The sequence below is a fragment of the Aeromicrobium wangtongii genome, from assembly GCF_024584515.1.
In the GTDB taxonomy this organism is placed as follows: domain Bacteria; phylum Actinomycetota; class Actinomycetes; order Propionibacteriales; family Nocardioidaceae; genus Aeromicrobium; species Aeromicrobium wangtongii.
The window spans coordinates 2,863,929-2,886,345 of sequence record NZ_CP102173.1; the positions used below are offsets into that span (position 1 = coordinate 2,863,929).

Genomic DNA, 22,417 nt, shown 5'->3' on the forward strand with positions numbered 1-22,417 from the left:
TGCTCAACGGTGCTCGAAGACGCAGAACTCGTTGCCCTCGGGGTCGGCCATGACGGTCCACTGCTCGTCCTCGGTCGGTTCCGCGAGCACCGTCGCGCCCTTGGCGACGAGATCGTCGACGCTCGCGCCCGGCTCCAGGACGACATCCCAGTGGATGCGGTTCTTGACCGTCTTGGGCTCGGGCACCGGGACGAAGTCGAAGGACTCGACCGGGGCGCCCGGGATGTCGTCCAGGTAGGTGTACTCGTCGTCCTCGCCCAGCGTCCCGCCCCACACCTCGGCCCACCAGGCACCGATCGCGCGATGATCGACCGAGTCGACCACGACGTCCTTGAGGCCGGGCGGTCGCCGGTCGCCGACGAACACGCAGAACTCGTTGCCCTCCGGGTCGGTGAAGGTCGTCCAGGGGAACTCGCCGTCCTCGGTGACCTGGGGGACGCCGGCGAAGTCGTCCAGGGACTCGGCACACAGGTCGAGGTGGACGCGGTCCTTGACCGCCTTCGCCTCCGGGACGAGATTGATCCAGACCGTCTGCGACTGGCGGGTGCCACGCAGCACCGCCGAACCGTCATCCTCGAAGAACTCGCTGTCCAGGTGCAGCGCCCTGGACCAGAATCCCTCCATCGCGGACACGTCGTTGGCGTCGATGATCAGGTCCTTGAAGGTCACGATCGGCATGTCGTCACGGTAGTGGTCCCGACCGACGGTTGCGAGCGATCGAGGCTGCTATTCCTGGACGGCCTTGATGATCGTGATCGCCGCGGTGACGCCGTCCGGCTCGCCGTCCTGGATCGCCCACATCGCCCGGTGCGCCTCCCGGACGACGACCCAGTCGCGCGCCCGGTCCTCGTCCAGCCCCGCGTCGTCGACCACCGTGTGGAAGCGTCGTCTGATCGCGGTCCGCAGGTCCCCGGACGCCACGGCCTCGGCCCAGCGGTTCCACAGCAGGGGCGCCACCTCGTAGTGCGGGTCCCCGGACACCGGCTTCGGGTCGATCGCCAGCCACGGGGCACGGTCGCCGGCCAGCACGTTGCCGTAGTGCAGGTCGCCGTGGACGAGCCGCCCGGTGCTGTCGTCGTCGGACACCAGGGCCCGGCCCAGGTGCACGGCCTGCTCGACGACACGGCGCGGCAGCGAGGCGTCGCGGGGCAGCACGGCCAGCTCCTCGGTCCACCGCGAGACGTAGGCGGTGAGCGGGACGAGCTGCGGTGGCGCCGGGACGTGGAGCCGCCCGAGCAGGCCCGCGACGACCGAGCAGGCCTCGAGCACCGGCACCTCGCCCAGGTCGCGCCCGTGCAGGCGTTCCAGGAGCAGCGCATCGCGTCGCGGATCGGCCCGCACCAGGCGCACGGCGCCGCGTCCGTGCCAGTGCTGCAGCGCGAGCGCCTCGTGCCGGGCCTCCTCGTGCGGCATGACGACCTTGAGCACCAGCCGCTCCCCCGCTGCGGTGACCGGCACGACCAGCGCGGTGTGACCGTGGACGGGCTCGCCATCGACCGCGAGCTCCCAGTCGTCCAGCAGGTCGCGCACGAGCCGCGGCAGCCCGGCGATCCACCGCGCCCAGTCGTCGCCCCGTCCGGCGTACGCCTGGAGGGCCTGCGGCAGGTCGAACGGCAGGAGGGCCATGGGAGCCAGCCTGCCATCGTGGCGGCCGCGTCTGTGGTGCGGTGGGACACACTGAAGACATGACGAGCGCGTTCGCGGGTCACATCGCCGGACTGGGCACCTCGTCGGGCACCCGCATCGTCGTCGGCATCTGGGACACCAGCCCGTTCGGGCCGTTCGCGGACGTCATGCTCGAGCAGCCATCCGGTCATCGCATCCTGCTGGCGCCGCGCCAGGACATCGCCGACTTCGTGGCGTCGACGTACGCCTTCGACGAGGTGCGGATCGAGCCGGTCTCCGTCGCCCGTGGTGAGGAGTGGTCGGTGCACACCCGCTCCCTGCAGGCCCGGTTCACCCCCGGGCGACGGCTGTGGGTCTCCCCCGTCCTGCGCCTGGTGCCCTCGACGATCCGCCGCAGGTCCGCGTGGGCCAGAGCGTGCAACCCGGTGGCCCGGCGCATCATGCCCGGCGTCCAGACCTTCGGGACGGCCGGCGGGGGGCGCACCGAGTGGTACGCCGCGACCCAGGTGCGCCGACTCACGTGCGCCCGCGCGACGTGGGAGGGCGAGGAGCTCGGCGAGCTGGCCCCCGTCACGCCGCCGGTCCACTTCGGTTTCGCGTCCTCGCCCGCCCGACCAACCGTGACGGCCCTGACCTCGTACGTCCGCGAGGCGTAGCCAGGCCCGTCCAGGCCCGTCGAGACCGATATCACACCCCGATTCGACTAGATCACATCGAATCGATGGGGCATTCTGCCCTCTCGCGCGCGAGGCTTGTGCGTGGCTTCACAAGAGCCACTGCATGTGCACCAGACCTACGACCCGAAATTCTTGGTGATCCTCGCGTGACTGACAGCTCTTCCCTCGTCATCCGGAACGGCAGCAGCCCGGCGGTCGTCCACACGGACGTCCTGCTCGTCGGCGGCGGCATCATGAGCGCCACGCTCGGGGCCCTGGTCAAGAACCTCGAGCCGAGCTGGAGCATCAGCCTGTTCGAGCGGCTGGCCGAGCCGGCCAAGGAGAGCTCGGACCCCTGGAACAACGCGGGCACCGGCCACTCGGCTCTGTGCGAGCTGAACTACACGCCTCAGCGTCCCGACGGCACCATCGACGTCTCCAAGGCGATCAAGGTCAACCAGCAGTTCCAGCTGTCGCGGCAGTTCTGGTCCCACGGCGTCACGCAGGGCTTCCTCGGCGACCCGCGCACGTTCATCAACGCGGTGCCGCACGTGAGCTTCGCCCGCGGCGAGGCCGATGCGGCCTATCTCAAGGCCCGTCACGAGGCCCTCGTCGACAACCCGCTGTTCGAGGGCATCCAGTACATCGACGACCGCGACGACATCGCCCGTCGCCTCCCGCTGATGTCCGCCGGACGCTCCGACGACGAGAAGCTGGCGCTCAACTGGAGCGAGGGCGGCACCGATGTCGACTTCGGCTCGCTGACCCGCCAGCTGCTGGATCACCTGGGGCAGTCCGGCGCCGAGCTCCACTACAACCACGAGGTCCGCAACCTCAAGCAGAACTCCGACTCGACCTGGACCGTCCTGGTCAAGGACACCACCACCGGCAAGAAGACCCGCGTCAACGCGCGGTTCGTCTTCGTCGGCGCCGGTGGCGGCGCTCTGCACCTGCTGCAGAAGTCCGGCATCCCGGAGATCCGCGGCTTCGGCGGCTTCCCGGTCAGCGGCCAGTTCCTCAAGACCACCAACCCCGACCTGGCCAAGGGCCACCACGCCAAGGTGTACGGCAAGCCGCCGGTGGGCGCTCCCCCGATGTCGGTGCCGCACCTGGACACCCGTGTCGTCAACGGCCAGCTGAGCCTGATGTTCGGCCCGTACGCCGGCTTCTCACCGCGCTTCCTGAAGGCCGGCAACCTGACCGACCTGCCCCGCTCGATCCGGCCGAACAACCTGTTCTCGATGCTCGGCGTCGGCATGAACTCGATGCCCTTGACGGTCTACCTGATCAAGGAGCTGCTGAAGTCACGCAGCCAGCGGGTCGAGAGCCTGCTGGAGTTCGCCCCCAGCATCGACGGCGACGACTTCGAGCTCATCACAGCCGGCCAGCGGGTCCAGACCATCCGCCGCAACGGTGCGTCCGGCACGCTGGAGTTCGGCACCTGCACGGTCAGCCACTCCGATGGCACCATCGCAGGCCTGCTGGGTGCGTCCCCGGGCGCGTCCACCGCGGTCGCCGCGATGGTCGACGTGCTGGAGAGCTGCTTCCCCGACCGGCTCGCCGCCTGGCGTCCGCGCCTGGTCGACATGATGCCGTCCTACGGCACCGACCTGATGCAGGACACCACGCTGCTGTCAGACCTGCGCCGCTGGTCCGACAAGACCCTGCGCCTCACCGAGGAGCGCGAGCTCTCCTGACCTGAGCCCCGGGGGTTGCGGTTTACCACGGTCCCTCCGCAAACGTCGTCCGCCCCAGGGAGATTTCCCTGGGGCGGACGCTGTTTGCGGAGGGACCGTGGTAAACCGTCGGCTGGGTCAGCGGAAGCCGGCTCCGCCGGTCGGGGGGTTGCGGACCTTCTCGCCCTTGGCGCGGGCGGCGTCGGCGAGATCGGCCTGGAAGGCGATCATCCGCTCGGTCAGCGCGGCGTCGCCGGCGGCCAGGATGCGGACGGCCAGCAGCCCGGCGTTGCGGGCGTTGCCGATCGAGACCGTGGCCACGGGCACCCCTGCCGGCATCTGGACGATCGACAGCAGCGAGTCCATGCCGTCGAGGTGCTTGAGCGGCACCGGGACGCCGATGACCGGCAGCGGCGTGACGGCCGCGAGCATGCCCGGCAGGTGGGCTGCGCCGCCGGCGCCGGCGATGATGACCTCGAGGCCGCGGCCGTGCGCGTCACGCCCGTAGGCCAGCATCTCGTCGGGCATCCGGTGCGCCGAGACGACATCGGCCTCGTAGGCGATGTCGAACTCCTTGAGCGCCGTCGCCGCCGCCTCCATCGTGGGCCAGTCGGAGTCCGAGCCCATCACGATGCCGACGCGGGGCGAAGCTGCTGAGGTCATGAGTCGACTCCTGAGGTGAAGAGCTGGGCGGCGCGACGGGCCCGGGCGAGCACGTCGTCGAGATCGTCGCCGTACGCGGTGACGTGACCGACCTTGCGGCCGGCCTTGACCGCCTTGCCGTACAGGTGCACCTTGACGTCCGGCTCGGCGGCGAGCACGACGGCCCGCTGCGCCTCGAGGTCGTCCACGGAGCCGCCCAGCACGTTGACCATGACCGCCCACGGGGCTCGGGCGTGGGTGCACCCCAGCGGCAGGTCGAGGACGCCCCGCAGGTGGTTCTCGAACTGGCTGGTCTCGGCGCCGTCGATCGACCAGTGGCCGGTGTTGTGCGGACGCATCGCGAGCTCGTTGACCAGGAGGCGGCCGTCGGTGGTCTCGAACAGCTCGACCGCCAGGATGCCGGTGACGTCGAGCTCGGTCGCGATCTGCTCGGCCAGCGCCTTCGCGGAGGCGGCCAGATCAGCGTCCAGACCGGGCGCGGGGGCGACGACCTCGGCGCACACGCCACCGACCTGCCGCGACTCCACGACGGGGTACGAGCGCACCTCACCGGACGGGCTGCGGGCCACGAGCGCCGACAGCTCACGGCGGAAGTCCACGAGCTCCTCGGCCAGGAGCGGACGATCGGCGGCGAACGCCTCGTCGGCATCGGCGGCCGAGCGGACGACCCACACGCCCTTGCCGTCATAGCCGCCGCGGGTCGTCTTCAGCACCGCGGGGAAGCCGAACGCTTCCAGATCGGCGACCGACGAGATCGGGGCGTTGCGCGGGCAGGGGGCGCCGAGCTCGGCGAGGCGGACCCGCATCTGGGCCTTGTCCTGCGCGTAGAGCAGGGCGTGCGGGCCGGGCCGGCAGGCGTGGCCCTCCGCCTGCAGCGCCTGCAGGTGCTCGGAGGGCACGTGCTCGTGATCGAAGGTCACGACCGGGGCATCGGCCACGACGGCCCGCAACGTGTCGAGGTCGGTGTAGTCGCCGACGACGTGATCGGGGACGACCTGTGCGGCCGAGACGCCGGGCGCCTCGGCCAGGAGGCGGATGCGCAGCCCCAAGGCGATCGCGGGCTGCTGCATCATGCGGGCGAGCTGTCCACCGCCGATGACGGCGAGGTCTGGTGTGGGCACGGCACGAGCCTATCGGGAGCGGAACCCACGACGTTCGCTCACCGTGATCGGCGAGATGTTGCCGAATCCACGCAACGGGCGCGGCGGCAGCGTCCGGGTGTCGAACTCGTCGCCGATCGCGGCGGCGGTCGCACTGTCGACCAGCACCCGGTTGCTGCGCGCGACGTGCGAGAGCCGCGCCGCCAGGTTGACCGGCGGTCCGTACACGTCGCCGAGCCGGCTGACGACCGAGCCGGTCGCCAGACCCACGCAGATGTTCGGCAGCTCGGAGCGCTTCGCGATCTGCTTGACCATGTCCAGCGCGGTGCGGGTGCCCTCCGCCGGGTCGTCGCTCACGAACAGCACGGCGTCCCCGAGCGTCTTGATGACCCGGCCACCGTGTGCCGTGACGATGTCGGACGCGCGGATCTCGAAGTTCTCGACCAGGGCGCCCAGGCTGTTGTCGTCGAGGTCGTTGGACAGCGACGTGAACCGCGACAGATCGGCGAAGCCCACCGTCATGACGGTCGACAAGAGCTCCTCGTCGGCGGCTCCGAGAGCTTCCATGCGGGCCGTCGCGGCGGCCAGGTGGCGCCGCCACGCGTAGATCATCAGGTGCTCGAGGTTCGGCGCTGCCTCCTCGGCCAGCACGACCGCCGCGTCCAGCCGGGTCTCGGCGCGGCCGGCCTGGACGTCGCGCTCGATCTGCTCGACGAGGGTCGTCACCTGCCAGTCGGCCAGGCGCGACATCGTCGTGCCGAGTGCCCGGGTCATCTGGAAGATGGTCTGCTCGTCCAGGACGTCGCCGTCGAGCGCCGCGGCCACCGTCGCGAGCGCGTCGACATCGGCGTCCCCGTAGGCGACGCCGTCACCGGTGTCGGCGAAGCCCAGCGCGCGCCACAGCCGCTGCCCGTCCTCGACCGACAGCCCGCCCTTGTCGGCGGCCTCGGCGCTGGTCAGGTTCAGCTCGCCGCCCAGGATCAGCTGGACGAGCCTCTCGCGCAGCTCAGACCGGTTCATCGTTCCTCTGCTGGTCGTGCATCTCGAACACCAGGTTGGTGACGGTGCGGTGGAACGCCTCGACGCGCGGGATGTCGTCCAGCTCGAGCCCCGCCTGCTCGCTGGCGTCGTGGATGATCAGCGTGCCGCAGCCCAGGAGGCGGTCGTTGAGGTTCTTCTCGAAGGCGACGTCGTTGATGCGGCTGAGCGGGATGACCCGGCCCGTGCGGGTCAGGATCCCCTTCTGCTCGACCAGCCGCTTGTTGGTCAGCGTGTACGTCCACAGGTACCAGCCCAGGAAGGGCAGGACCGATCCCCACGCGATCAGGATCGCCGCGATCGCGATGACGACCCAGCCCGCCTTGCCGTCGCCCTTGTCACCGATGCTGGCGATCAGGAAGCCGGCCGCCACGCACACGGCCAGCAGGACCAGGAACGGCACGAAAAGCTTCTTGACGTGCGTTCGCGTGGTCTCGACGGTCTGCTCACCGTCGATCATCAGCTTGCGGGGAAGGCTCATGCGCCCAATTCTCTCACTTCGCGGGGCGCACGTGAGTCACGTCGCCCGCGCTGATCGCGCGCCCGTCGACCAGCAGGCGCCCCAGCTCGTCGATGCCGGTCGCGCGGCCCTCGAGCACCTCGTCGCGCGGGAGCATGACCCGGACCTGCGATCCGAGCGTCACGCAGCGCCGGGCGTAGGAGTCCCGGATGCCGGCCGCCGGGTCTCCGCCGGTCGCCGACCAGGCCCGGTAGAGCGCCTCCAGGTTGCGCAGCAGCGCCCGCAGGACGACCGTGCGGTCGGTCTTGGTGGCTCCTTCGAGGGCCAGCGAGGTGGCACCCGGCACCGGGAGCTCGTCGCGGCGCAGGGTGACGTTCAGGCCGATGCCGATGACCGCGGCCGGGCCCTGCGGGGTCTCGACCCGCTCGAGCAGGATGCCGGCGATCTTGCGCCCGTCGACCAGGACGTCATTGGGCCACTTCAGCCCGGACTCGACCCCGCACTCGTGCACCGTGGCGTCGACGGCCAGGCCCACGAGCAACGGCAGCCACACCCAGCGCGCGGCCGGAACCGCATCGGGGCGCAGCAGCACCGAGACGATGGCACCGGACCCGGCCGGCGAGCTCCACGTCCGGTCGAGCCGGCCGCGGCCCGCCGTCTGCTGATCCGTGGTGTGGATCGTGCCCTCGGGCGCCCCGGCGCGGGCGGCGGCCGCGACATCGGCATTCGTGCTGCCGGTCCGGTCCGTCACGACCACCTCGGTCCAGAAGCGCCCCGGGCCGGTGAGCGCCGCACGCAGGGCCGCGACGTCGAGCGGCGGACGGTCGAGGTCGCGGTATGACATGAGAACAGCCTCACATATCGGTGACCGCCGACGATGGCTACGCTGACCCCCGTGACTGAACACGAGATCGAAGTGAAGCCCGAGCTGCACACGACTGCCGGCAAGCTGGCCGACTTCATCGAGCGTCGCGACACGGCGCTCGTGGAGATGGCGGAGCGTGCGCACGAGAAGCAGTCCGCGCGAGGACGCCAGAGCGCCCGCGACCGCATCGACCAGCTGCTCGACGAGGGCTCCTTCGTCGAGCTCGACGCGCTGGCCCGCCACCGCGCGACCGACTTCGGACTGGACAAGAACCGTCCCCTCGGCGACGGCGTCATCACCGGCTACGGCACGATCGACGGCCGCCAGGTGTGCGTGTTCAGCCAGGACTTCAGCGTCTTCGGCGGCAGCCTGGGCCAGGTCTACGGCGAGAAGATCACCAAGGTCATGGACCTGGCGATCAAGTCCGGCTGCCCCATCATCGGCATCAACGAGGGCTCCGGCGCCCGCATCCAGGAGGGCGTCGTCTCGCTCGGCCTGTACGGCGAGATCTTCAAGCGCAACGTCCACGCCTCGGGCGTCATCCCGCAGATCTCGCTGATCATGGGCGCCAACGCCGGCGGCCACGTCTACTCCCCCGCCGTCACCGACTTCGTGATCATGGTCGACAAGACGTCCAACATGTTCATCACCGGGCCGGACATCATCAAGACCGTCACCGGCGAAGAGGTGACGATGGAGGACCTCGGCGGCGCCCGCGCGCACAACACCAAGAGCGGCAACGCCCACTACATGGGAGCCGACGAGCAGGACGCCATCGAGTACGCCAAGGCGCTCATTTCGTTCCTGCCGCAGAACAACATGGAGGAGCCCGAGGTCTACCCCGAGGTCGCCGATCTGGAGCGCACCGAGACCGACCTCGCCCTCGACACGCTGATCCCCGACTCGGCCAACCAGCCGTACGACATCAAGACCGTCATCGAGGCGGTGCTGGACGACGGCGACTTCCTCGAGGTCATGCCGCTGTTCGCGCAGAACATCGTGATCGGCTACGGACGCGTCGAGGGCCGCAGCGTCGGCGTCGTGGCGAACCAGCCGATGCAGCTGGCCGGCTGCCTGGACATCGACGCGTCCGAGAAGGCCGCCCGGTTCGTCCGCACCTGCGATGCGTTCAACATCCCCGTCCTGACGTTCGTGGACGTGCCCGGCTTCCTGCCCGGCACCGACCAGGAGTGGGACGGCATCATCCGCCGCGGCGCGAAGCTGATCTACGCGTACGCCGAGGCGACCGTCCCGCTCATCACGGTCATCACGCGCAAGGCGTACGGCGGTGCGTACGACGTCATGGGCTCCAAGCACCTCGGCGCCGATCTGAACATCTCGTGGCCCACCGGCCAGATCGCGGTCGTCGGCGCGACGGGCGCCGTCGGCATCCTGTACCGCAAGGAGCTCGCGGCCTCGGACGACCCCGACGCCCTGCGCGCCCAGCTCATCACCGAGTACGAGGACACGCTGTGCAACCCGTACCTGGCGGCCGAGCGCGGCTACGTCGACGCGGTCATCGAGCCGAGCCAGACCCGCGCGGAGATCGTCAAGGGACTGCGGCTGCTGCGCACCAAGCGCGAGACGCTGCCCCCCAAGAAGCACGGGAACATCCCGCTGTGAGCGACGAGACGGGCGTTTCGACAGGCTCAACGGACGCTTCGACAGGCTCAGCGGGCGAAAGCGGCTCAACGGGCGAAAGCGGCTCAACGGGCGATAGCGGTTCAACGGGCGCAGAGGGGCACACGCCGATCCTGCGCGTCGTCAAGGGCGACCTGACCCCCGAGGAGGTGGCGGCGCTGGTGGCCGTCGTCGCGGCCCGCAACGCCGCCGCGGCGAACGCCGCAGCGCGCAGCGCGAAGCCGCAGCCCCGCTCGGAGTGGGGCCACCCGGCCCGTCAGGTGCGTCCGGCGCACGCCTTCGGCCCCGACCAGTGGCGCCGCTCGGCCTTCGGCCGCTGAGATCCGGCGAGCACCCGGGCTTCATCCGGCCGCCGTGCCGGGCGTCTGGGACGATGGAGCCATGTCCCTGACCCCGCTGACCGACGTGTCTGCGGCCGACTGGTTCGTCGACGCGCCGGCCGACCAGTGGACCAAGATCTGCCTCGGACCCCCTGGGTACGCGGCCTATGCCCGCCTGCACCTCGTCCCGGCCGATGACGAGGACGCCGACGACGGCGACATCGACCTCACCCGGTTCACCGCCGAGGCGCTGCGTCGCATCCTGCCCCGCTACACCGCCACCCCGGACGACTGCTTCTTCGGCCAGTGGGAGGGCAGCGGGTGGGAGCCCCCGACGCCGCCTGCGCTCCAGACGTTCCCGAGCGCCCCGGAGACCCCCGGTGAGCTGCCGTGGCGCCGGTACCACCTGTACTCGGGCAGCCTGCAGGACAGCGCCGGCTGGGACGGCGGGGACCCCGCCCACCTCATGTGGCCGGCCGACCGCGCCTGGTTCGTCGCCAAGGACGTCGACCCCGACTGGGTCGCCGTCGCCGGCAGCCACGAGCTGATCGACCAGATCCTGGCCGAACCGACCCTGGCCGCGGCCCCGTCGGCCTACCAGGCCCTCGACTGGGATCAACGATGAACCTCACTCCCTGTGCCGATCTGTCGGTGGCTCAGTGGCTGACCGAGGATCCGGCTCCCGCGACCCTGCGTGCGCACGTCGGCCCGTCCGGCTTCGCGGCGTACGCGCGGGTGCTGCACTCGCCCACCGGTCAGGGCGACCGCTTCGAGGGCCACCTGGACGCGCCGCTGCTGTCGGCGCTGGTCGAGGACCTGGCCGGTCACACCTCGAGCCCGGACGAGTGCTTCTTCGCCCTGTGGGAGGGCTACGGGGACATCCACGGCGGCGAGGCCGCCCGGTTCCTGACCGCCTTCGCCGGCCCGCCCCTGTGGCCGGCCCGGTTGTTCACCAAGGACCGGCCGAAGGCTCCCCCACCGCCGGCGTTCCCCGTGCACGTGATGAATGGTCCGCTGCTGGAGGTCAACGGCGAGAAGCATTTCTTGTTCACCGGACCACTGACCGCGGCGGGACGGTGGGGCGCAGCCGGCTGGGGCAACGGCGCACCCCGCGACATCAACAGCCCCAACCTGATGTGGCCCGCCGACCGGGCCTGGTTCGTCACGACCAGCATCGAGGGCACCTGGACCGGCGTCGGCGGGTCCGCGGCCCTGATCGCCACCCTGCTGGGCGACCCCCGCCTCGAGGTCGTCCGCCAACGCTACGACGAAGGAGCCCTGCGGTGAGGATCGTCCTCGCATCCCAGTCCCCGGCCCGCCTCGCGACCCTGCGCGCCGCGGGCATCGAGCCGGAGGTCGTCGTCTCCGGCGTCGACGAGGACCAGATCACCACGACCGATGCGGCGAACCTGGCCACGGCGCTGGCCCAGCTGAAGTGTCGCGCCGTCGCCGCCCAGGTCGAGCCCGACGCCCTGGTCATCGGCTGTGACTCCGTCCTCGCCTTCGAGGGCGAGATCTTCGGCAAGCCCTCCGGACCGGCCGAGGCCACCGCCCGCTGGCGCCGCATGCGCGGCAGGAGCGGCGTCCTGCACACGGGGCACTGCGTCCGTCGCGGCGGCGAGGAGTTCCTCGAGGCCGCATCGACGATCGTGCACTTCGCGGCGATCACCGATGCCGAGATCGACGCCTACGTCGCCACCGGCGAGCCGCTGCACGTCGCCGGCGCCTTCACGCTCGACGGCCTCGGCGGTGCGTTCATCACCGGCATCGAGGGCGACCACCACAACGTCGTGGGACTGTCGCTCCCGCTGCTGCGCGAGCTGGTCGGCGACCTGGGAATCAGCTGGCCTGACCTGTGGAACCGTAGTTCCTGATCACTTTCGTTGGTCATGCGCTCCCAGAAGTGGGAGAATGGAATCACGATGGCAACCACACCGCGCAAACGTAGATACCACGCATCCAGTCCCTTCCAGGCCGGTCCGGAGGTCGTGCACGAGGTGTACGAGGTCGGAGCCCGCGTCTCGCACGACACCTACGGCATGGGAACGATCGTGAGCCTCCAGGGCACCACATCGGCCCAGGTCGACTTCGGGGACGGGCCCAAGCACATCCCGCTTCCCTGCTCCAAGATGTCTGCCCTGTAGTCCTCCAGCCCCACCGCAGCACCCGGCTTCACGGCAGCCGACGAGGAGCCGCGGTGCGACGGACCGCGGGTGCGACCGGACGACCCCTCAGCAGGCCCTCGACCGATCCCGCCTCCGCCGCCTTGCGGTAGACCGCGCAGGCATCGGCGACGACGTCGATCGTGTGGTCGACGTCGGCTGCGGTGTGCGCCGCCGAGGTCACGAAGGACTGACCCAGGACGCCGCCGGCGATCAGTTCCTGCAGGAACAGGGTGCGCCAGGCCTGGCTGGGCCGACCGTCGGGATCCCGCGTGCCGAACACCAGGCAGGACGGACGTCCGCTGACCGTGACGAGCTCGCCGACGCCGGCGTCCTGCGCGGCGGCGCGCACCCCGTCGGCGAGGCGGCGCCCGGCGTCCTCCATGCGAGCGACCGGATCGCCGGTCGTGTACGCCTCGGCCACCGCCAGGAACGCCGCGAGCCCCGTCGTCTCGGCCCCGTGGGTCGTCGACAGCAGGAACACCCGGTCGTCGTCGGTGCGCAGGCCGCCCAGCTCCATCAGGTCGCGGCGCCCGGCCAGTGCTGAGACCGCGAACCCGTTGCCCATCGCCTTGCCCCAGCACGACAGGTCCGGCCGGATGCCGTAGACGTGCTGCGCCCCGTGCGGCGACCACCGGAAGCCGGTGATCATCTCGTCGAGGACCAGGAGCGTCCCGTGCCGGTCGCACGCCGCCCGGACGCCCTCGAGGAATCCGGGCTGCGGCTCGGCGGAGCCCGTGGCCGCCTCGAGGAACACGCAGGCCACGTCGTCGCCGGCCAGCGCCGCCTCGACCGAGTCCAGGTCGTTGTAGGCGAACCGGGTCGTCAACGAGCGGGCGGCCGCGTCGACGCCGGCGTTCATCGCGGTCGTGCCGATGAACCAGTCGTCGACGGAGAAGAAGGGCTGGTCGCAGACCGCGATCCTCTCCCGCCCGGTGGCCGCCCGGGCCAGCCGGACCGCGGCCGTCGTGGTGTCCGACCCGTTCTTGGCGAACTTGACCATGTCGGCCGTGGGGACGAGGCGCAGGAACGTCTCGGCGGCCTCGAGCTCCAGCGTGGTGGGGCGGCTGAAGCTCGTCCCGCGTCCGATCGCAGCCGTGACGGCCTCGACCACGGGCCGGTACCCGTGGCCCAGGGTCACCGAGCGCAGGCCCATCCCGTACTCCACGTACTCGCGCCCGTCCACATCCCACACGCGCGCCCCCGAGCCGCCGGTCAGGATCGGCGCCATGCCCTCGGGATACTGGTCGGACCCCCGCGCATACGTGTGCGCACCGCCCGGGACGAGCTGGTGGAGCCGCTCCTGCAGCTGTGCCGACCGCGGCATCGACGGTTCAGTCATGGAGGGCTCCGTCCGATGGGCTGGTCGCGACGGCCGACGCTCCCGCCAGGGCGACCAGCACGTACAGCAGGTTCGAGATCTGGGCGAATCCCCCGATGTCCAGGATCAGCGCGATCACGATCACCGCGCTGAGCGCTCCGAGCACGCCGTTGACCAGCTCGAACGTGCCGGCATCGGCCGAGCTGACCGCGCGGCGGGATGCCCGCACGCAGATGAGCCAGGCGCCGGCGAGCATCAGCAGCAGGCAGCCGAGCCCGAACAGGCCGGTCTCCACGAGCCGCGTCAGGTAGTGGTTGTCGAGCACCGGCTGCCGGGCCACGTCGTAGGTGCCCGCCCCCTGCCCGAACAGCCAGTGCTCGGGCAGGATGCCGAGCGCATAGGACAGGCCCGAGGATCGCGATCCCAGCGATCCGTCCTCCGATCCGTTGAGCACGACCCCGGCCAGCCGGGTCGCGATCGGGACGCCACCGATGACGGCGACGGCCACCGCGCCGACGACTCCCACGCCCCCGAGGACGACCCGCCGGACCGGCCAGCGCCACGCCATGACGACCAGTGCCGCGGCGACGCCGACGACCGCGGAGCGGGAGATCGTGGCGACCGCACCCAGGCCGATGACCGTCGCCAGCACTGCCCACACGGCGTGCGGCAGGCCCCGCGCGCGCTGTGCGAGGGCCAGGCCGAGTGCCAGCGGGAAGCACACGGTCAGGATGGCGCTGAGCTCCAGCGGATGTGCCGCGCTGCCCTGCGGACGCAGCGCGCCCGCGCGCAACAGGTCGACCGGGCTGCCGTCATCACCGTGCTGGACCAGGCCGGGCAGCACCAGGTGCTGCGCCGCGTCGAAGCCGGTCAGCACCTGCCCGAGGGCCAGGACGGCACTGACGGACGCGCCGATCACCAGGCCCTGCACGACACGGGTCAGCGCAGCCGGGGTCCTCACCACGACGAGGACGAAGATCGCGGCGGCGAGCAGGCAGGCCTCGCGGCTGACCAGCGTGAGGGACTGGCCGGACCACTCCGCCGCCGGACCGCGCAGCATCAGCGCGGCACTGGAGACCAGCGTGCTGAGCATCGTGCCCATCACCAGCAGGGCCGTCGCGCGGTGCGGCGGTGCGATCCGTTGGCCCGCCGACCAGCACAGGATCAGCAGCGCTCCGGCCACGTACCAGGCGATGACGACCGGGGTCAGACCCAGCGTGAACGGCACGACGGCCGACTGCCGGGTCGCCAGCAGCCACCCACACGCCACCGCCACGGTCGTCGCGCCCACCCCGACCCGGTGGTCGACCACGACGACGGGGCGCATCATCGGCGCCGGGTCAGGCACGGCGCGAGCGCCGCTGGGCGGTCGCCTCGAGCGCGCGCACGTCCGTCCCTCGTTCGGCCGCGAGCAGGGCCTCCGTCCGGCGCCAGGCCTCTCGTGCCTCGGCCCGGCTCAGGGCGACGTTGCGGCCGCTGCGCTCCCACTCCTCCTGCAGACGCGCACGGATCGCCGCCTTGGGGACGCCGCTGCGCGACCGCCCCCCTCCCCGCGCGGAGGGCTGCAGCGCGACGAGCCCGAGCAGCGCGGCGAAACCGCACGCCAGCCCGAGCACACCGGCGGCGCGGAGCCGGGCGCTGCCGACGGCCGATCCTGCGCCGGGCGGCGTGGAGATCACGGCCGTCGCCCGCGCGGCTCCGGGGACGTTCGCCGACTCCTGGATCTCCGCGAGCTGGACGGACACCTGGTCGACGAGCGCGGCGGCGGCGCTGCGCGCGCCCTCGGCGGTCGACGCCGACGCGACCAGCGCGACCATCGGGGTCAGCTGGGCGATGGCGGAGTTCTCGCTGCTGAGGGTGTCCGCGCTGTAGGCCCCGTCGCCGCCCGCGTCGGCGACAGCCTCCTGGACCTGGTCACTCTGCAGCTGCGAGCTCACCGTCAGGGCGAGCTGGGACATGTTGTAGTCCAGGTTGACCAGGGGGTTGCTGCTGGCGGTGCCGTCCGAGCCGGCCGGCGGGAGGATCAGCACGCTCGCGGTGCTCTCGTACGTCGTCGAGGCCGATCGCCACCCGTACCCGGCTCCGCCGAGAGCGATGAGCACGACCAGGACAAGCCCCATCGGTCGCCGCAGCAGCGATCGCACCAGCTCGTCAACCCGCACCGTGAGACTCCCCCGTCTGGTTCGCCACCCGGACCGTGCGGCCCGGACGATCGTCCGTCTCCCATGAAGAGAGGGCACGGGCCGAACAATGACGGCCGGTCGCGCGGGTTCAGGCGATCGGCCGTGTGTCTCCGGTCACGGCGGGCAGCTACACGCTCGACGCGAGGATGCCCGCCAGGACGGCCGACATCCCGGCGGAGGTGAACTCCGCCCGGGCCCGTGCGGCGGCGGCGCGGCCCATCTCGGCGCACCGCTGCGGATCGGCCAGCAGCTCACGCAGCGCCGCGGCGAAGGCATCGACGTCGTCCGGGGGCACCAGCAGGCCGTCGACGCCGTGCTCCACGTAGTCCGACATCCCCGGGTTCGCGGTCACGACGACGGGCCGTCCGCTCGCCATCGCCTCCAGCACGACCGTCAGCCCCGAGCCGGTGCTCGTGCGCTTCAGCGCGACGGCCACGACGGACGAGCGGGCGTAGAGACCGCGCATCGCACCGTCCATGCGCCGCGTGTGCAGCGTCCCGAGGTCGTCGGGCAGCTCGATCGGATGGCTCGTCGCGAGCTCCAGCCGGACCGCCGGGACGTGCCGGCTGACCCGGCGGACCGCCTCGACGAGCAGCGCGTGGTCGCGGAACACGTCCTCGCCCGCGCTCACGACGGTCGCGGTCGCCTGCTCCCACGGCTGCTCGGCGTAGAAGTCCGTGTCGATGCCCAGCGGGACGTAGTGCAGGCGCTCCGCCGGGACCTGCCACTCGCGGCCCAGCATGGGCAGCATCGCGCTGCACTGCGTCCACACCGCGGCCGCCCGTGGCAGGGCCCGCGCGGCCAGTCGCCGCTGCAACGGCGCTGCGGCGGCGCGTGAGGTCAGCCACCCCACCCCGGTCACCACGGGGGCGAACCGGCTGCGCGGCACCGCGAGCGCGGCGGGAACTCCCGTGCGCTCGTCATAACCGAGCACGACGTCACTCTCCGTACGAGACATGCGCCGCAGATCTGCCCCGACCTCGACGAGCTCCAGCCCGGAGGTCCGGTACCGGACGGACCGCGCGATGCGGGCCACCGGCCCGGTCAGCTCCCGACCACCGAAGGTGACGTCCCACCCATGATCCTGCAGGTGGTGAAGTCCATATGGTGAGGCATCGGGGACCTCGCCGCGCTCGTGACGGTGAGCCCATCGGGACGCCGACGTCCCCACCGGCAGTGGAATGTGGACCCGCACAGCACGACCTCCCCTCGGCGACAGACGGTGCAGACACTACGGTGTCCGCCGGGCCACCGACGGTGAAACGCATGGCTGTCGCCTTCGGCTACCAGCTGGTGTTCCGGATCCTGGGCATGATCGCCTCGATCGTGACGGTGGCCCTGACCGTGCGGCACCTGGGCGGTGAGTCGTACGGGCACCTGACCACCGCGATCGTGTTCGTGAGCCTGTGGACGAGCTTCAGCGAGCTGGGCATCGGGGCCGTCGTGGTGCGCCGCGCGACCTCCGGCAACGGCGACCTGCAGCGGCTCGTGCAGGTCAACACCGGTCTGTCGATCCTCTACTGCGTCCCGCTGGCACTGGTGACGACCGTGACGGGCCTGCTGGTCTACCACGACGATCCGGAGGTCCGCACGGTCCTGCCGGTCATCACGCTCGGGCTGGCGCTGACGACGATCGCCTCGTGCGTCGCGCCCGTCTTCTTGGTCACGGTGCGGTTCCGGGCCGTCGCCTGGTCCGATCTCCTCAGCCGGGGGCTGTCGCTGGCGCTGACCGTCGTCCTGCTGCAGACCGGCGCCGGCCTCATGTGGTTCGCGGTCGTGCAGGTCGTCCCGCCCGCGGTCGTGCTGATCATCCAGGGGGCCGCCGCCTCCCGGGTCATGCGGTGGCGTCCGGTCTTCGACCGGCGCGAGAGCTGGGCGCTGCTGCGCGAGAGCCTGCCGCAGACCGCGGTGCTGATCATCGGTGTCCTGTACTGGCGCCTCGACGGGGTGCTGCTGAGCGTGCTGGACTCCCCCGTCGAGGTGGGCACCTACTACCTCGCCACGACGCTGGCGTTCACCCTGTCGGTCGTGGCCACGTTCTTCGAGTCCTCGACGCTGTCCACCATGACCGGCCTGTGGGCCGCCGACCGGCGCCGGTTCAGCGACTTCACCGCCCGCAGCATCGAGACGATGCTGTTCATCGGGCTGCCGGTCGCCGCCACCGGCGTGGTGCTGGCCGAGCCGGTCATGCGGGCCATCGGCTCCGAGACGTTCCTCGGCCACGGCGCACCGGCCCTCGCCCTGCTGTTCGTCGCCGTCGGCATCACCTTCTTGAATGGCACGCTGAGCCAGGCCCTGTTCGCCGCCCACCAGCAAGGCTTCCTGGTGCGGATCAACGTGATCAACCTGGTCATCAACATCGCGCTGAACCTCGCACTCATCCCGCTCTGGGGGGCCGTCGGCGCGGCCCTGGCCCTGGCGGTCACCGAGCTGATCGGGCTGGTCGTGGTGTCGGTGCGGCTCTCCCAGCTCAGCGAGTACCGGACGCCGTGGGTGTTCGTGCTGCGGCTCCTGGTGCCACTGGCCGCGTCGACCGCGGTCGCCCTGCTGCTGCGACCCGCGCCGTTGCCCGTCTCGCTGGCAGCAGCGGCGGCGACCTATCTGGCGGTGAACGCCGCGCTCGGCCCGGTACGCGTCTCGACGGTGCGCGCGATGCTGGCCCAGGACACCGCCGACGGGGAGGACGCATGACGACGCCACGCCCGCTCGCGGTGCTGTGCGTCGCCTATCGGACGCCCGAGCTCCTGGAGTCGTGCCTGACGAGCATCTCGGCGCACCTGCCGGGGGTCCCGGTCCACGTGCACGACAACTCCGCCGAGCACGCAGCACAGCTCGACCCCGTCGTCGGCCGGCACCCCGACGTCCACTGGCACCGGGGAGGGCCGAACATCGGCTTCGCCGCCGCCGTCAACGCACTGGCCGCGCAGGTGCCCGGGCACGACCTGCTGCTGATCAACCCGGACGCCGTCCTGCAGGGGCCACTCACCGCGACCCTGGCCGCCGTCCGCACCCCCGGCGTCGCGGCGGCCGCGCCGCTCGACGTCCTGACCCGGTCCGCCACGTCCCGGCCGTGGGACGTCGCCCATCGGCCGCGCGGCCTGGCGCGTGCCCTGGTCTCGGCCTCCGGCTACGCCGAGCGGCTGCGCGGCACCCCGCTGTCGGACCTGTACCCGGCGCGGCCCCGCGAGGTCGGCGGCTACCTGACCGGCGCCTGTCTCGCGGTCAGCCGGGCGGCCTGGGACGAGATCGGGCCGTTCGACGAGGAGTACTTCCTGTACGGCGAGGAGTCCCAGTGGCAGGAGCGCGCCCGCGCCGCCGGGTGGCGACTGGTGCTGGCCGACGAGCCGGGCGTCGTCCACGAGGCCGCCGGGACGGTCGCCGCCGATCCCGCGGCGTCCCGGCGATCGCACGACCTGCTGCGCGCCAATGTCGCCCTGCAGATCGAGCAGGGCACCTCGGCCCGGCGAGCCGACCTGTACCTGGCCGGGACGTCGGTGCTCGACCGGGTCCAGCGCTCGAAGCGCGCCGCCCGCGTCCCCGTCCGGAGGTCCGGACGTCCTCCGGTGCTCCTGACGATCAACCGCCTCGACTACGGCGGCGCGGAGCGGCACCACGTCGTGCTGGCCACCGAGCTCGCCCGCCGCGGCCACGACGTCACGATCGTCGCGATGCAACGACTCGGACCCCTGGTCGCCGAGATCCCCCACACCGTGCGGGTCGTGCGACAGCCCTGGTGGGCCCCGGCGATCGACGTGCCGCCGGGCCCGGCCGTCCTGGTCACCGGCGACACCAACACCGAGACGGGCTTCGGCACGCTGTGGCGGGCCGGACGGCGCGATCGGCACTGGCTGGTCGGTGCGCACGTCCCGCCTGATCCGCTGGCGCCCACCTACTCGGCCGGGCTGGCCCGTGCGATGAGCCGGGCCGATGGCTTCGTCGCGCTCTCGCCCCGGCACCGCGACGAGGTCTCGGCCCATCAGCGGGTCGCGCGGCGCTGGTTCGTCGCCCCCAACGGCGTCGCCCACGCCGACGGGCTCCTGGACGTCCCGGAACGGACGGTGCCCGACGGCCCGCTGCGGCTGGTGATGCTCTCGCGCATCGTCGAGCTGAAGAACCCGCACCTGCTCGTCGAGGCGCTCGACGGGCTCCGCGAGCTCCCGTGGACGCTCGACATCTTCGGCGACGGGCCCGACCGCGCACGGCTCGAGGCGCTGACCCCGGCGCACCTGCGCGATCGGGTGCGGTGGCGCGGCTGGTCCCCGGGACCGGATCATGCCTTCGCGGGGGCCGACCTGGTGTGCCTGCCGAGCCGTTCCGAGGCGTTCCCGTTGACCATCCTGGAGGCGATGGCCCGGCGCCTGCCGGTCATCGCCTCGGCGACCTGCGCCGTCCCCGACATGCTCGACCACGGCAAGGCCGGCATCGTCGTCGACGATGTCACGGTCGAGGGGTGGCGGCGGGCACTGGCCGAGGTGCTGTCCGCGCGCGAGGACCTTCCCGCGATCGCCGCGCGCGGTCTGGAGCGGATGAGGGACCACTACACGATCGAGGCGATGGCCGATGCCTATCAGGACGCCTTCGCCCAGGTGATGGCATGAGGGTCCTGTGGCTGTCGCCGTGGCTGCGACCCCTGGCGCGGGTGCACGCCGATGCCCTGCGCTCGGCCGGCCACGAGGTGCGGATCGTGACATCGGACCAGCACCCGGAGTCCGGGCCGGCACGCCCCGACGAGTGGGTGCTGGACCCCCGGCCCAAGCAGCCGTCCACGTACCGGCCGTTCCTGCGGGTCCGCAGCGAGGTCGCGGCCTTCGGCGCCGAGGTCGTGGTCACCGAGCTGGTGCGCGATCCCCGGTGGCTGACGCTGGGGCGCGGCCTGCCGCGCATCGACGTCGTCCACGACGACCGTCCCCATGACGCCGCGGAGCAACGGCCACGCTGGGAGCGGGCGGTCTTCGACCGCTGGCAGTCGCGCTCTGACCTGACGATCTTCTTCAGCCGGTTCGTCGCCGATGCCGTCGGCCGCGAGCCGCGGGTCGTCGTCCCGCTCAGCAGCGATGTCGCGGACGCCGCGGTCCCGCCGTTCGTCGAGGCCGACGGCCGGCGTGACTTCGTGCTCAGCGGACGGCTCAACGACTACAAGAACATCCCGGTCGCGCTGGCGGCCTGGCGCCTGCACCGGTCCGGTCCGCACCACCGGGGCGACCGGCTCGTGCTGATCGGCGACGGCGACGTGCCGCACGACCTCCCCGAGGGCGTCCGGTGGCAGCGGGGGCCGTTCCGGTACGCCGACGAGCTGACGACCCTGGCGCGGGCCAAGGGCTCCTTGGTGCACTACCGGCGGGCCACCCAAAGTGGCGTCCAGATGCTCGCGATGCAGCTGGGCGTCATGCCGGTCGTGTCACCCGAGGGCGCGCTGCCCGAGCTGCAGCCGTCCGGTGGACCGGTCGTGGGCGTGGACGACCCGCGCGGCCTGGCCGACGCCCTCGACACGCTGGCCGATCCGCACGAGGCGGTCCGGGCCGGCCGGGTGGCGCGCCGGGCCTATCTGGACCGGCATGCCCAGAGCCGGGTCGCAGCAGCCCTCAGCGATGCGGTCGCGCAGGCCGCCGCCGGCCGGCGAGGTCGATCCACAGCCCGGTGAGCCGGTCGTGCCAGCGCCGCACGTCGAAGCCCGCCGAACGGGCCTCGGCTGCCCCGGCGATCCGGGTGCGCAGGTCATCGTCCTCGACGAGGCGGCGCAGCGCCTTGCCCAGGCCCTCGATGTCCCCGGCGGGCACCAGGAGGCCCTCGACGCCGTCACCGACGACGTCCGGAATGCCACCGACCGGGCTGACGAGGGGCGCGAGCCCGTGCGCCATGGCCTCCAGCAGTGCCATCGGCAGCCCTTCCTCGTGACTGGGCAGCAGGAACACCTGCGAGACGCGCATGAGCTCGTCGCGCTCGGCCGGTCCCTGCCAGCCGCGGACCTCGACGACGCCGGCCACGTCCGCGTCGGCGACCGCCCGGCGCACCTGCTCGATCTCGCCGTCGCCGGCCAGCACGATCCGCAGCCGGCTGCGGACCTCCGCCGGGAGCGTCGCCACCGCCGCCACGACGTCATAGCTGCCCTTGCGGTGGCCCAGACGGCCCAGGCTCACCGCATGGACCACCCCACCCGGGGCCGCGGCGCGTGCCATCTTCTCGCGGTCAGGCAGGACGACCGGGTTGTGCAGCACCTCCAGGCGTTCGGCGGGCAGGTGCAGGCGGGTCCCGAGCTCGTCGACGTGCTGCGTGGCCAGCACGAGCCACCGGTCGGCGGCGACGCCGCGACGGACCAGCGTCCGTCCCCACGCGGGGAGACGGTCGAACCAGCCGGCGAAGTCATAGCTGTGCGCGTGGACGACGGTCGCGGTCCCACGCAGCCGGGCCGCGGCCAGCGGCAGCGACTTGCGCACGACGCTGCCCCCGTGCGACAGGTGCACGTGCAGCACGTCGACCCGGCCCGCCACGATCAGCGCGGTCGACCAGAGCATCCCGCGCACGCCGATCCACACCCGCCACGGCAGCGAACGGTCGACATACGTCGCGACGACCCGAACCGCCACGCGCGGATCGGGATGGGCCGCCATCAGGGTCAGCACCGAGGCCATGCCTCCCCGGCTGTCCGGGCCCGACGGCGCCGGCCCGATCGTCAGGACCCGCACGCTGCGAAGTTCACCCATTGACC

The 22,417-nt window shown here is 71.9% G+C and carries 23 protein-coding genes; 11 read left to right on the plus strand and 12 right to left on the minus strand.

Features of this window, described 5'->3' with window-relative positions; all coding sequences use genetic code 11:
* Window positions 1-3: 3 nt before the first annotated feature.
* On the minus strand, window positions 4-678 hold the full coding sequence (locus NQV15_RS14075) for a VOC family protein (protein ID WP_232401362.1): 675 nt from the start codon (window positions 676-678) through the stop codon (window positions 4-6).
* Between the two features lie 48 nt (window positions 679-726).
* A complete protein-coding gene (locus NQV15_RS14080) occupies window positions 727-1,626 on the minus strand; it encodes an aminoglycoside phosphotransferase family protein (RefSeq protein ID WP_232401360.1) in 900 nt (299 codons plus the stop codon).
* 59 nt (window positions 1,627-1,685) lie between these two features.
* Between NQV15_RS14080 and NQV15_RS14085 the strand changes: the two genes are divergently transcribed.
* On the plus strand, window positions 1,686-2,282 hold the full coding sequence (locus tag NQV15_RS14085) for a hypothetical protein (protein WP_232401358.1): 597 nt from the start codon (window positions 1,686-1,688) through the stop codon (window positions 2,280-2,282).
* Between the two features lie 167 nt (window positions 2,283-2,449).
* Complete coding sequence (mqo, locus tag NQV15_RS14090) at window positions 2,450-3,979, plus strand: malate dehydrogenase (quinone) (protein ID WP_232401356.1); 1,530 nt, start codon at window positions 2,450-2,452, stop codon at window positions 3,977-3,979.
* Window positions 3,980-4,096: 117 nt separating this feature from the next.
* Here mqo and purE read toward each other — a convergent pair whose 3' ends face one another.
* Genes purE through NQV15_RS14115 form a run of 5 tightly spaced genes read right to left on the minus strand, consistent with a single transcriptional unit; the run spans window position 4,097 to window position 8,063 of the window.
* A complete protein-coding gene (gene purE / locus NQV15_RS14095; RefSeq protein WP_232401355.1) occupies window positions 4,097-4,621 on the minus strand; it encodes a 5-(carboxyamino)imidazole ribonucleotide mutase in 525 nt (174 codons plus the stop codon).
* Window positions 4,618-5,742 carry a 5-(carboxyamino)imidazole ribonucleotide synthase gene (locus NQV15_RS14100; RefSeq protein WP_232401353.1) on the minus strand — a complete coding sequence of 375 codons (1,125 nt, stop codon included), beginning with the start codon at window positions 5,740-5,742 and terminating at the stop codon, window positions 4,618-4,620. Before NQV15_RS14100 ends, purE begins: the two co-directional genes overlap by 4 nt.
* Window positions 5,743-5,751: 9 nt before the next feature.
* Window positions 5,752-6,741, minus strand: a complete 990-nt coding sequence (locus tag NQV15_RS14105) for an adenylate/guanylate cyclase domain-containing protein (RefSeq protein WP_232401351.1) — start codon at window positions 6,739-6,741, stop codon at window positions 5,752-5,754.
* The gene (locus NQV15_RS14110; protein WP_232401349.1) at window positions 6,728-7,240 is read right to left on the minus strand and encodes a PH domain-containing protein; all 513 of its coding nucleotides are present in this window, start codon (window positions 7,238-7,240) and stop codon (window positions 6,728-6,730) included. The genes NQV15_RS14105 and NQV15_RS14110 overlap by 14 nt, the downstream gene beginning before the upstream one ends.
* A gap of 13 nt (window positions 7,241-7,253) precedes the next feature.
* On the minus strand, window positions 7,254-8,063 hold the full coding sequence (locus NQV15_RS14115; protein WP_232401347.1) for a biotin--[acetyl-CoA-carboxylase] ligase: 810 nt from the start codon (window positions 8,061-8,063) through the stop codon (window positions 7,254-7,256).
* A 33-nt stretch (window positions 8,064-8,096) separates the two neighbouring features.
* Between NQV15_RS14115 and NQV15_RS14120 the strand changes: the two genes are divergently transcribed.
* The 6 genes from NQV15_RS14120 (at window position 8,097) to NQV15_RS14145 (ending at window position 12,189) form a co-directional block, all read left to right on the plus strand.
* On the plus strand, window positions 8,097-9,707 hold the full coding sequence (locus NQV15_RS14120; protein WP_232401344.1) for an acyl-CoA carboxylase subunit beta: 1,611 nt from the start codon (window positions 8,097-8,099) through the stop codon (window positions 9,705-9,707).
* Window positions 9,704-10,045: an acyl-CoA carboxylase subunit epsilon gene (locus tag NQV15_RS14125; RefSeq protein WP_232401342.1), complete on the plus strand. Its 342-nt coding sequence runs from the start codon at window positions 9,704-9,706 to the stop codon at window positions 10,043-10,045. The genes NQV15_RS14120 and NQV15_RS14125 overlap by 4 nt, the downstream gene beginning before the upstream one ends.
* A 61-nt stretch (window positions 10,046-10,106) precedes the next feature.
* Window positions 10,107-10,670, plus strand: a complete 564-nt coding sequence (locus NQV15_RS14130; protein WP_232401340.1) for a hypothetical protein — start codon at window positions 10,107-10,109, stop codon at window positions 10,668-10,670.
* On the plus strand, window positions 10,667-11,332 hold the full coding sequence (locus NQV15_RS14135) for a hypothetical protein (RefSeq protein WP_232401337.1): 666 nt from the start codon (window positions 10,667-10,669) through the stop codon (window positions 11,330-11,332). The genes NQV15_RS14130 and NQV15_RS14135 overlap by 4 nt, the downstream gene beginning before the upstream one ends.
* On the plus strand, window positions 11,329-11,919 hold the full coding sequence (locus NQV15_RS14140; protein WP_232401333.1) for a Maf family protein: 591 nt from the start codon (window positions 11,329-11,331) through the stop codon (window positions 11,917-11,919). Before NQV15_RS14135 ends, NQV15_RS14140 begins: the two co-directional genes overlap by 4 nt.
* Window positions 11,920-12,042: 123 nt before the next feature.
* Window positions 12,043-12,189, plus strand: a complete 147-nt coding sequence (locus NQV15_RS14145; RefSeq protein ID WP_257125056.1) for a hypothetical protein — start codon at window positions 12,043-12,045, stop codon at window positions 12,187-12,189.
* A 28-nt stretch (window positions 12,190-12,217) separates the two neighbouring features.
* On the opposite strand, the gene NQV15_RS14150 is transcribed toward NQV15_RS14145, so the two are convergent.
* From NQV15_RS14150 to NQV15_RS14165, 4 genes are all read right to left on the minus strand, one after another.
* Complete coding sequence (locus NQV15_RS14150; RefSeq protein ID WP_232401328.1) at window positions 12,218-13,549, minus strand: glutamate-1-semialdehyde 2,1-aminomutase; 1,332 nt, start codon at window positions 13,547-13,549, stop codon at window positions 12,218-12,220.
* Window positions 13,542-14,876, minus strand: coding sequence for an O-antigen ligase family protein (locus NQV15_RS14155; protein WP_232401326.1), 1,335 nt, complete (start codon window positions 14,874-14,876; stop codon window positions 13,542-13,544). The genes NQV15_RS14150 and NQV15_RS14155 overlap by 8 nt, the downstream gene beginning before the upstream one ends.
* Complete coding sequence (locus tag NQV15_RS14160) at window positions 14,869-15,690, minus strand: hypothetical protein (protein WP_232401324.1); 822 nt, start codon at window positions 15,688-15,690, stop codon at window positions 14,869-14,871. The genes NQV15_RS14155 and NQV15_RS14160 overlap by 8 nt, the downstream gene beginning before the upstream one ends.
* A gap of 148 nt (window positions 15,691-15,838) precedes the next feature.
* Entirely contained in the window at window positions 15,839-16,906 is a 1,068-nt protein-coding gene (locus tag NQV15_RS14165; protein ID WP_306459347.1) for a glycosyltransferase family 4 protein, read from the minus strand.
* A gap of 71 nt (window positions 16,907-16,977) precedes the next feature.
* Between NQV15_RS14165 and NQV15_RS14170 the strand changes: the two genes are divergently transcribed.
* From NQV15_RS14170 to NQV15_RS14180, 3 genes are read left to right on the plus strand one after another with little or no spacing between them, the layout of a single operon-like run.
* A complete protein-coding gene (locus tag NQV15_RS14170; protein ID WP_232401314.1) occupies window positions 16,978-18,402 on the plus strand; it encodes an oligosaccharide flippase family protein in 1,425 nt (474 codons plus the stop codon).
* Window positions 18,399-20,309 carry a glycosyltransferase gene (locus NQV15_RS14175; RefSeq protein WP_232401312.1) on the plus strand — a complete coding sequence of 637 codons (1,911 nt, stop codon included), beginning with the start codon at window positions 18,399-18,401 and terminating at the stop codon, window positions 20,307-20,309. Before NQV15_RS14170 ends, NQV15_RS14175 begins: the two co-directional genes overlap by 4 nt.
* Entirely contained in the window at window positions 20,306-21,352 is a 1,047-nt protein-coding gene (locus NQV15_RS14180) for a glycosyltransferase family 4 protein (protein WP_232401303.1), read from the plus strand. The genes NQV15_RS14175 and NQV15_RS14180 overlap by 4 nt, the downstream gene beginning before the upstream one ends.
* Here NQV15_RS14180 and NQV15_RS14185 read toward each other — a convergent pair.
* Window positions 21,294-22,412: a glycosyltransferase family 4 protein gene (locus NQV15_RS14185; RefSeq protein ID WP_232401302.1), complete on the minus strand. Its 1,119-nt coding sequence runs from the start codon at window positions 22,410-22,412 to the stop codon at window positions 21,294-21,296. The two genes, NQV15_RS14180 and NQV15_RS14185, sit on opposite strands and share 59 nt — an antisense overlap.
* Window positions 22,413-22,417 lie beyond the last annotated feature (5 nt).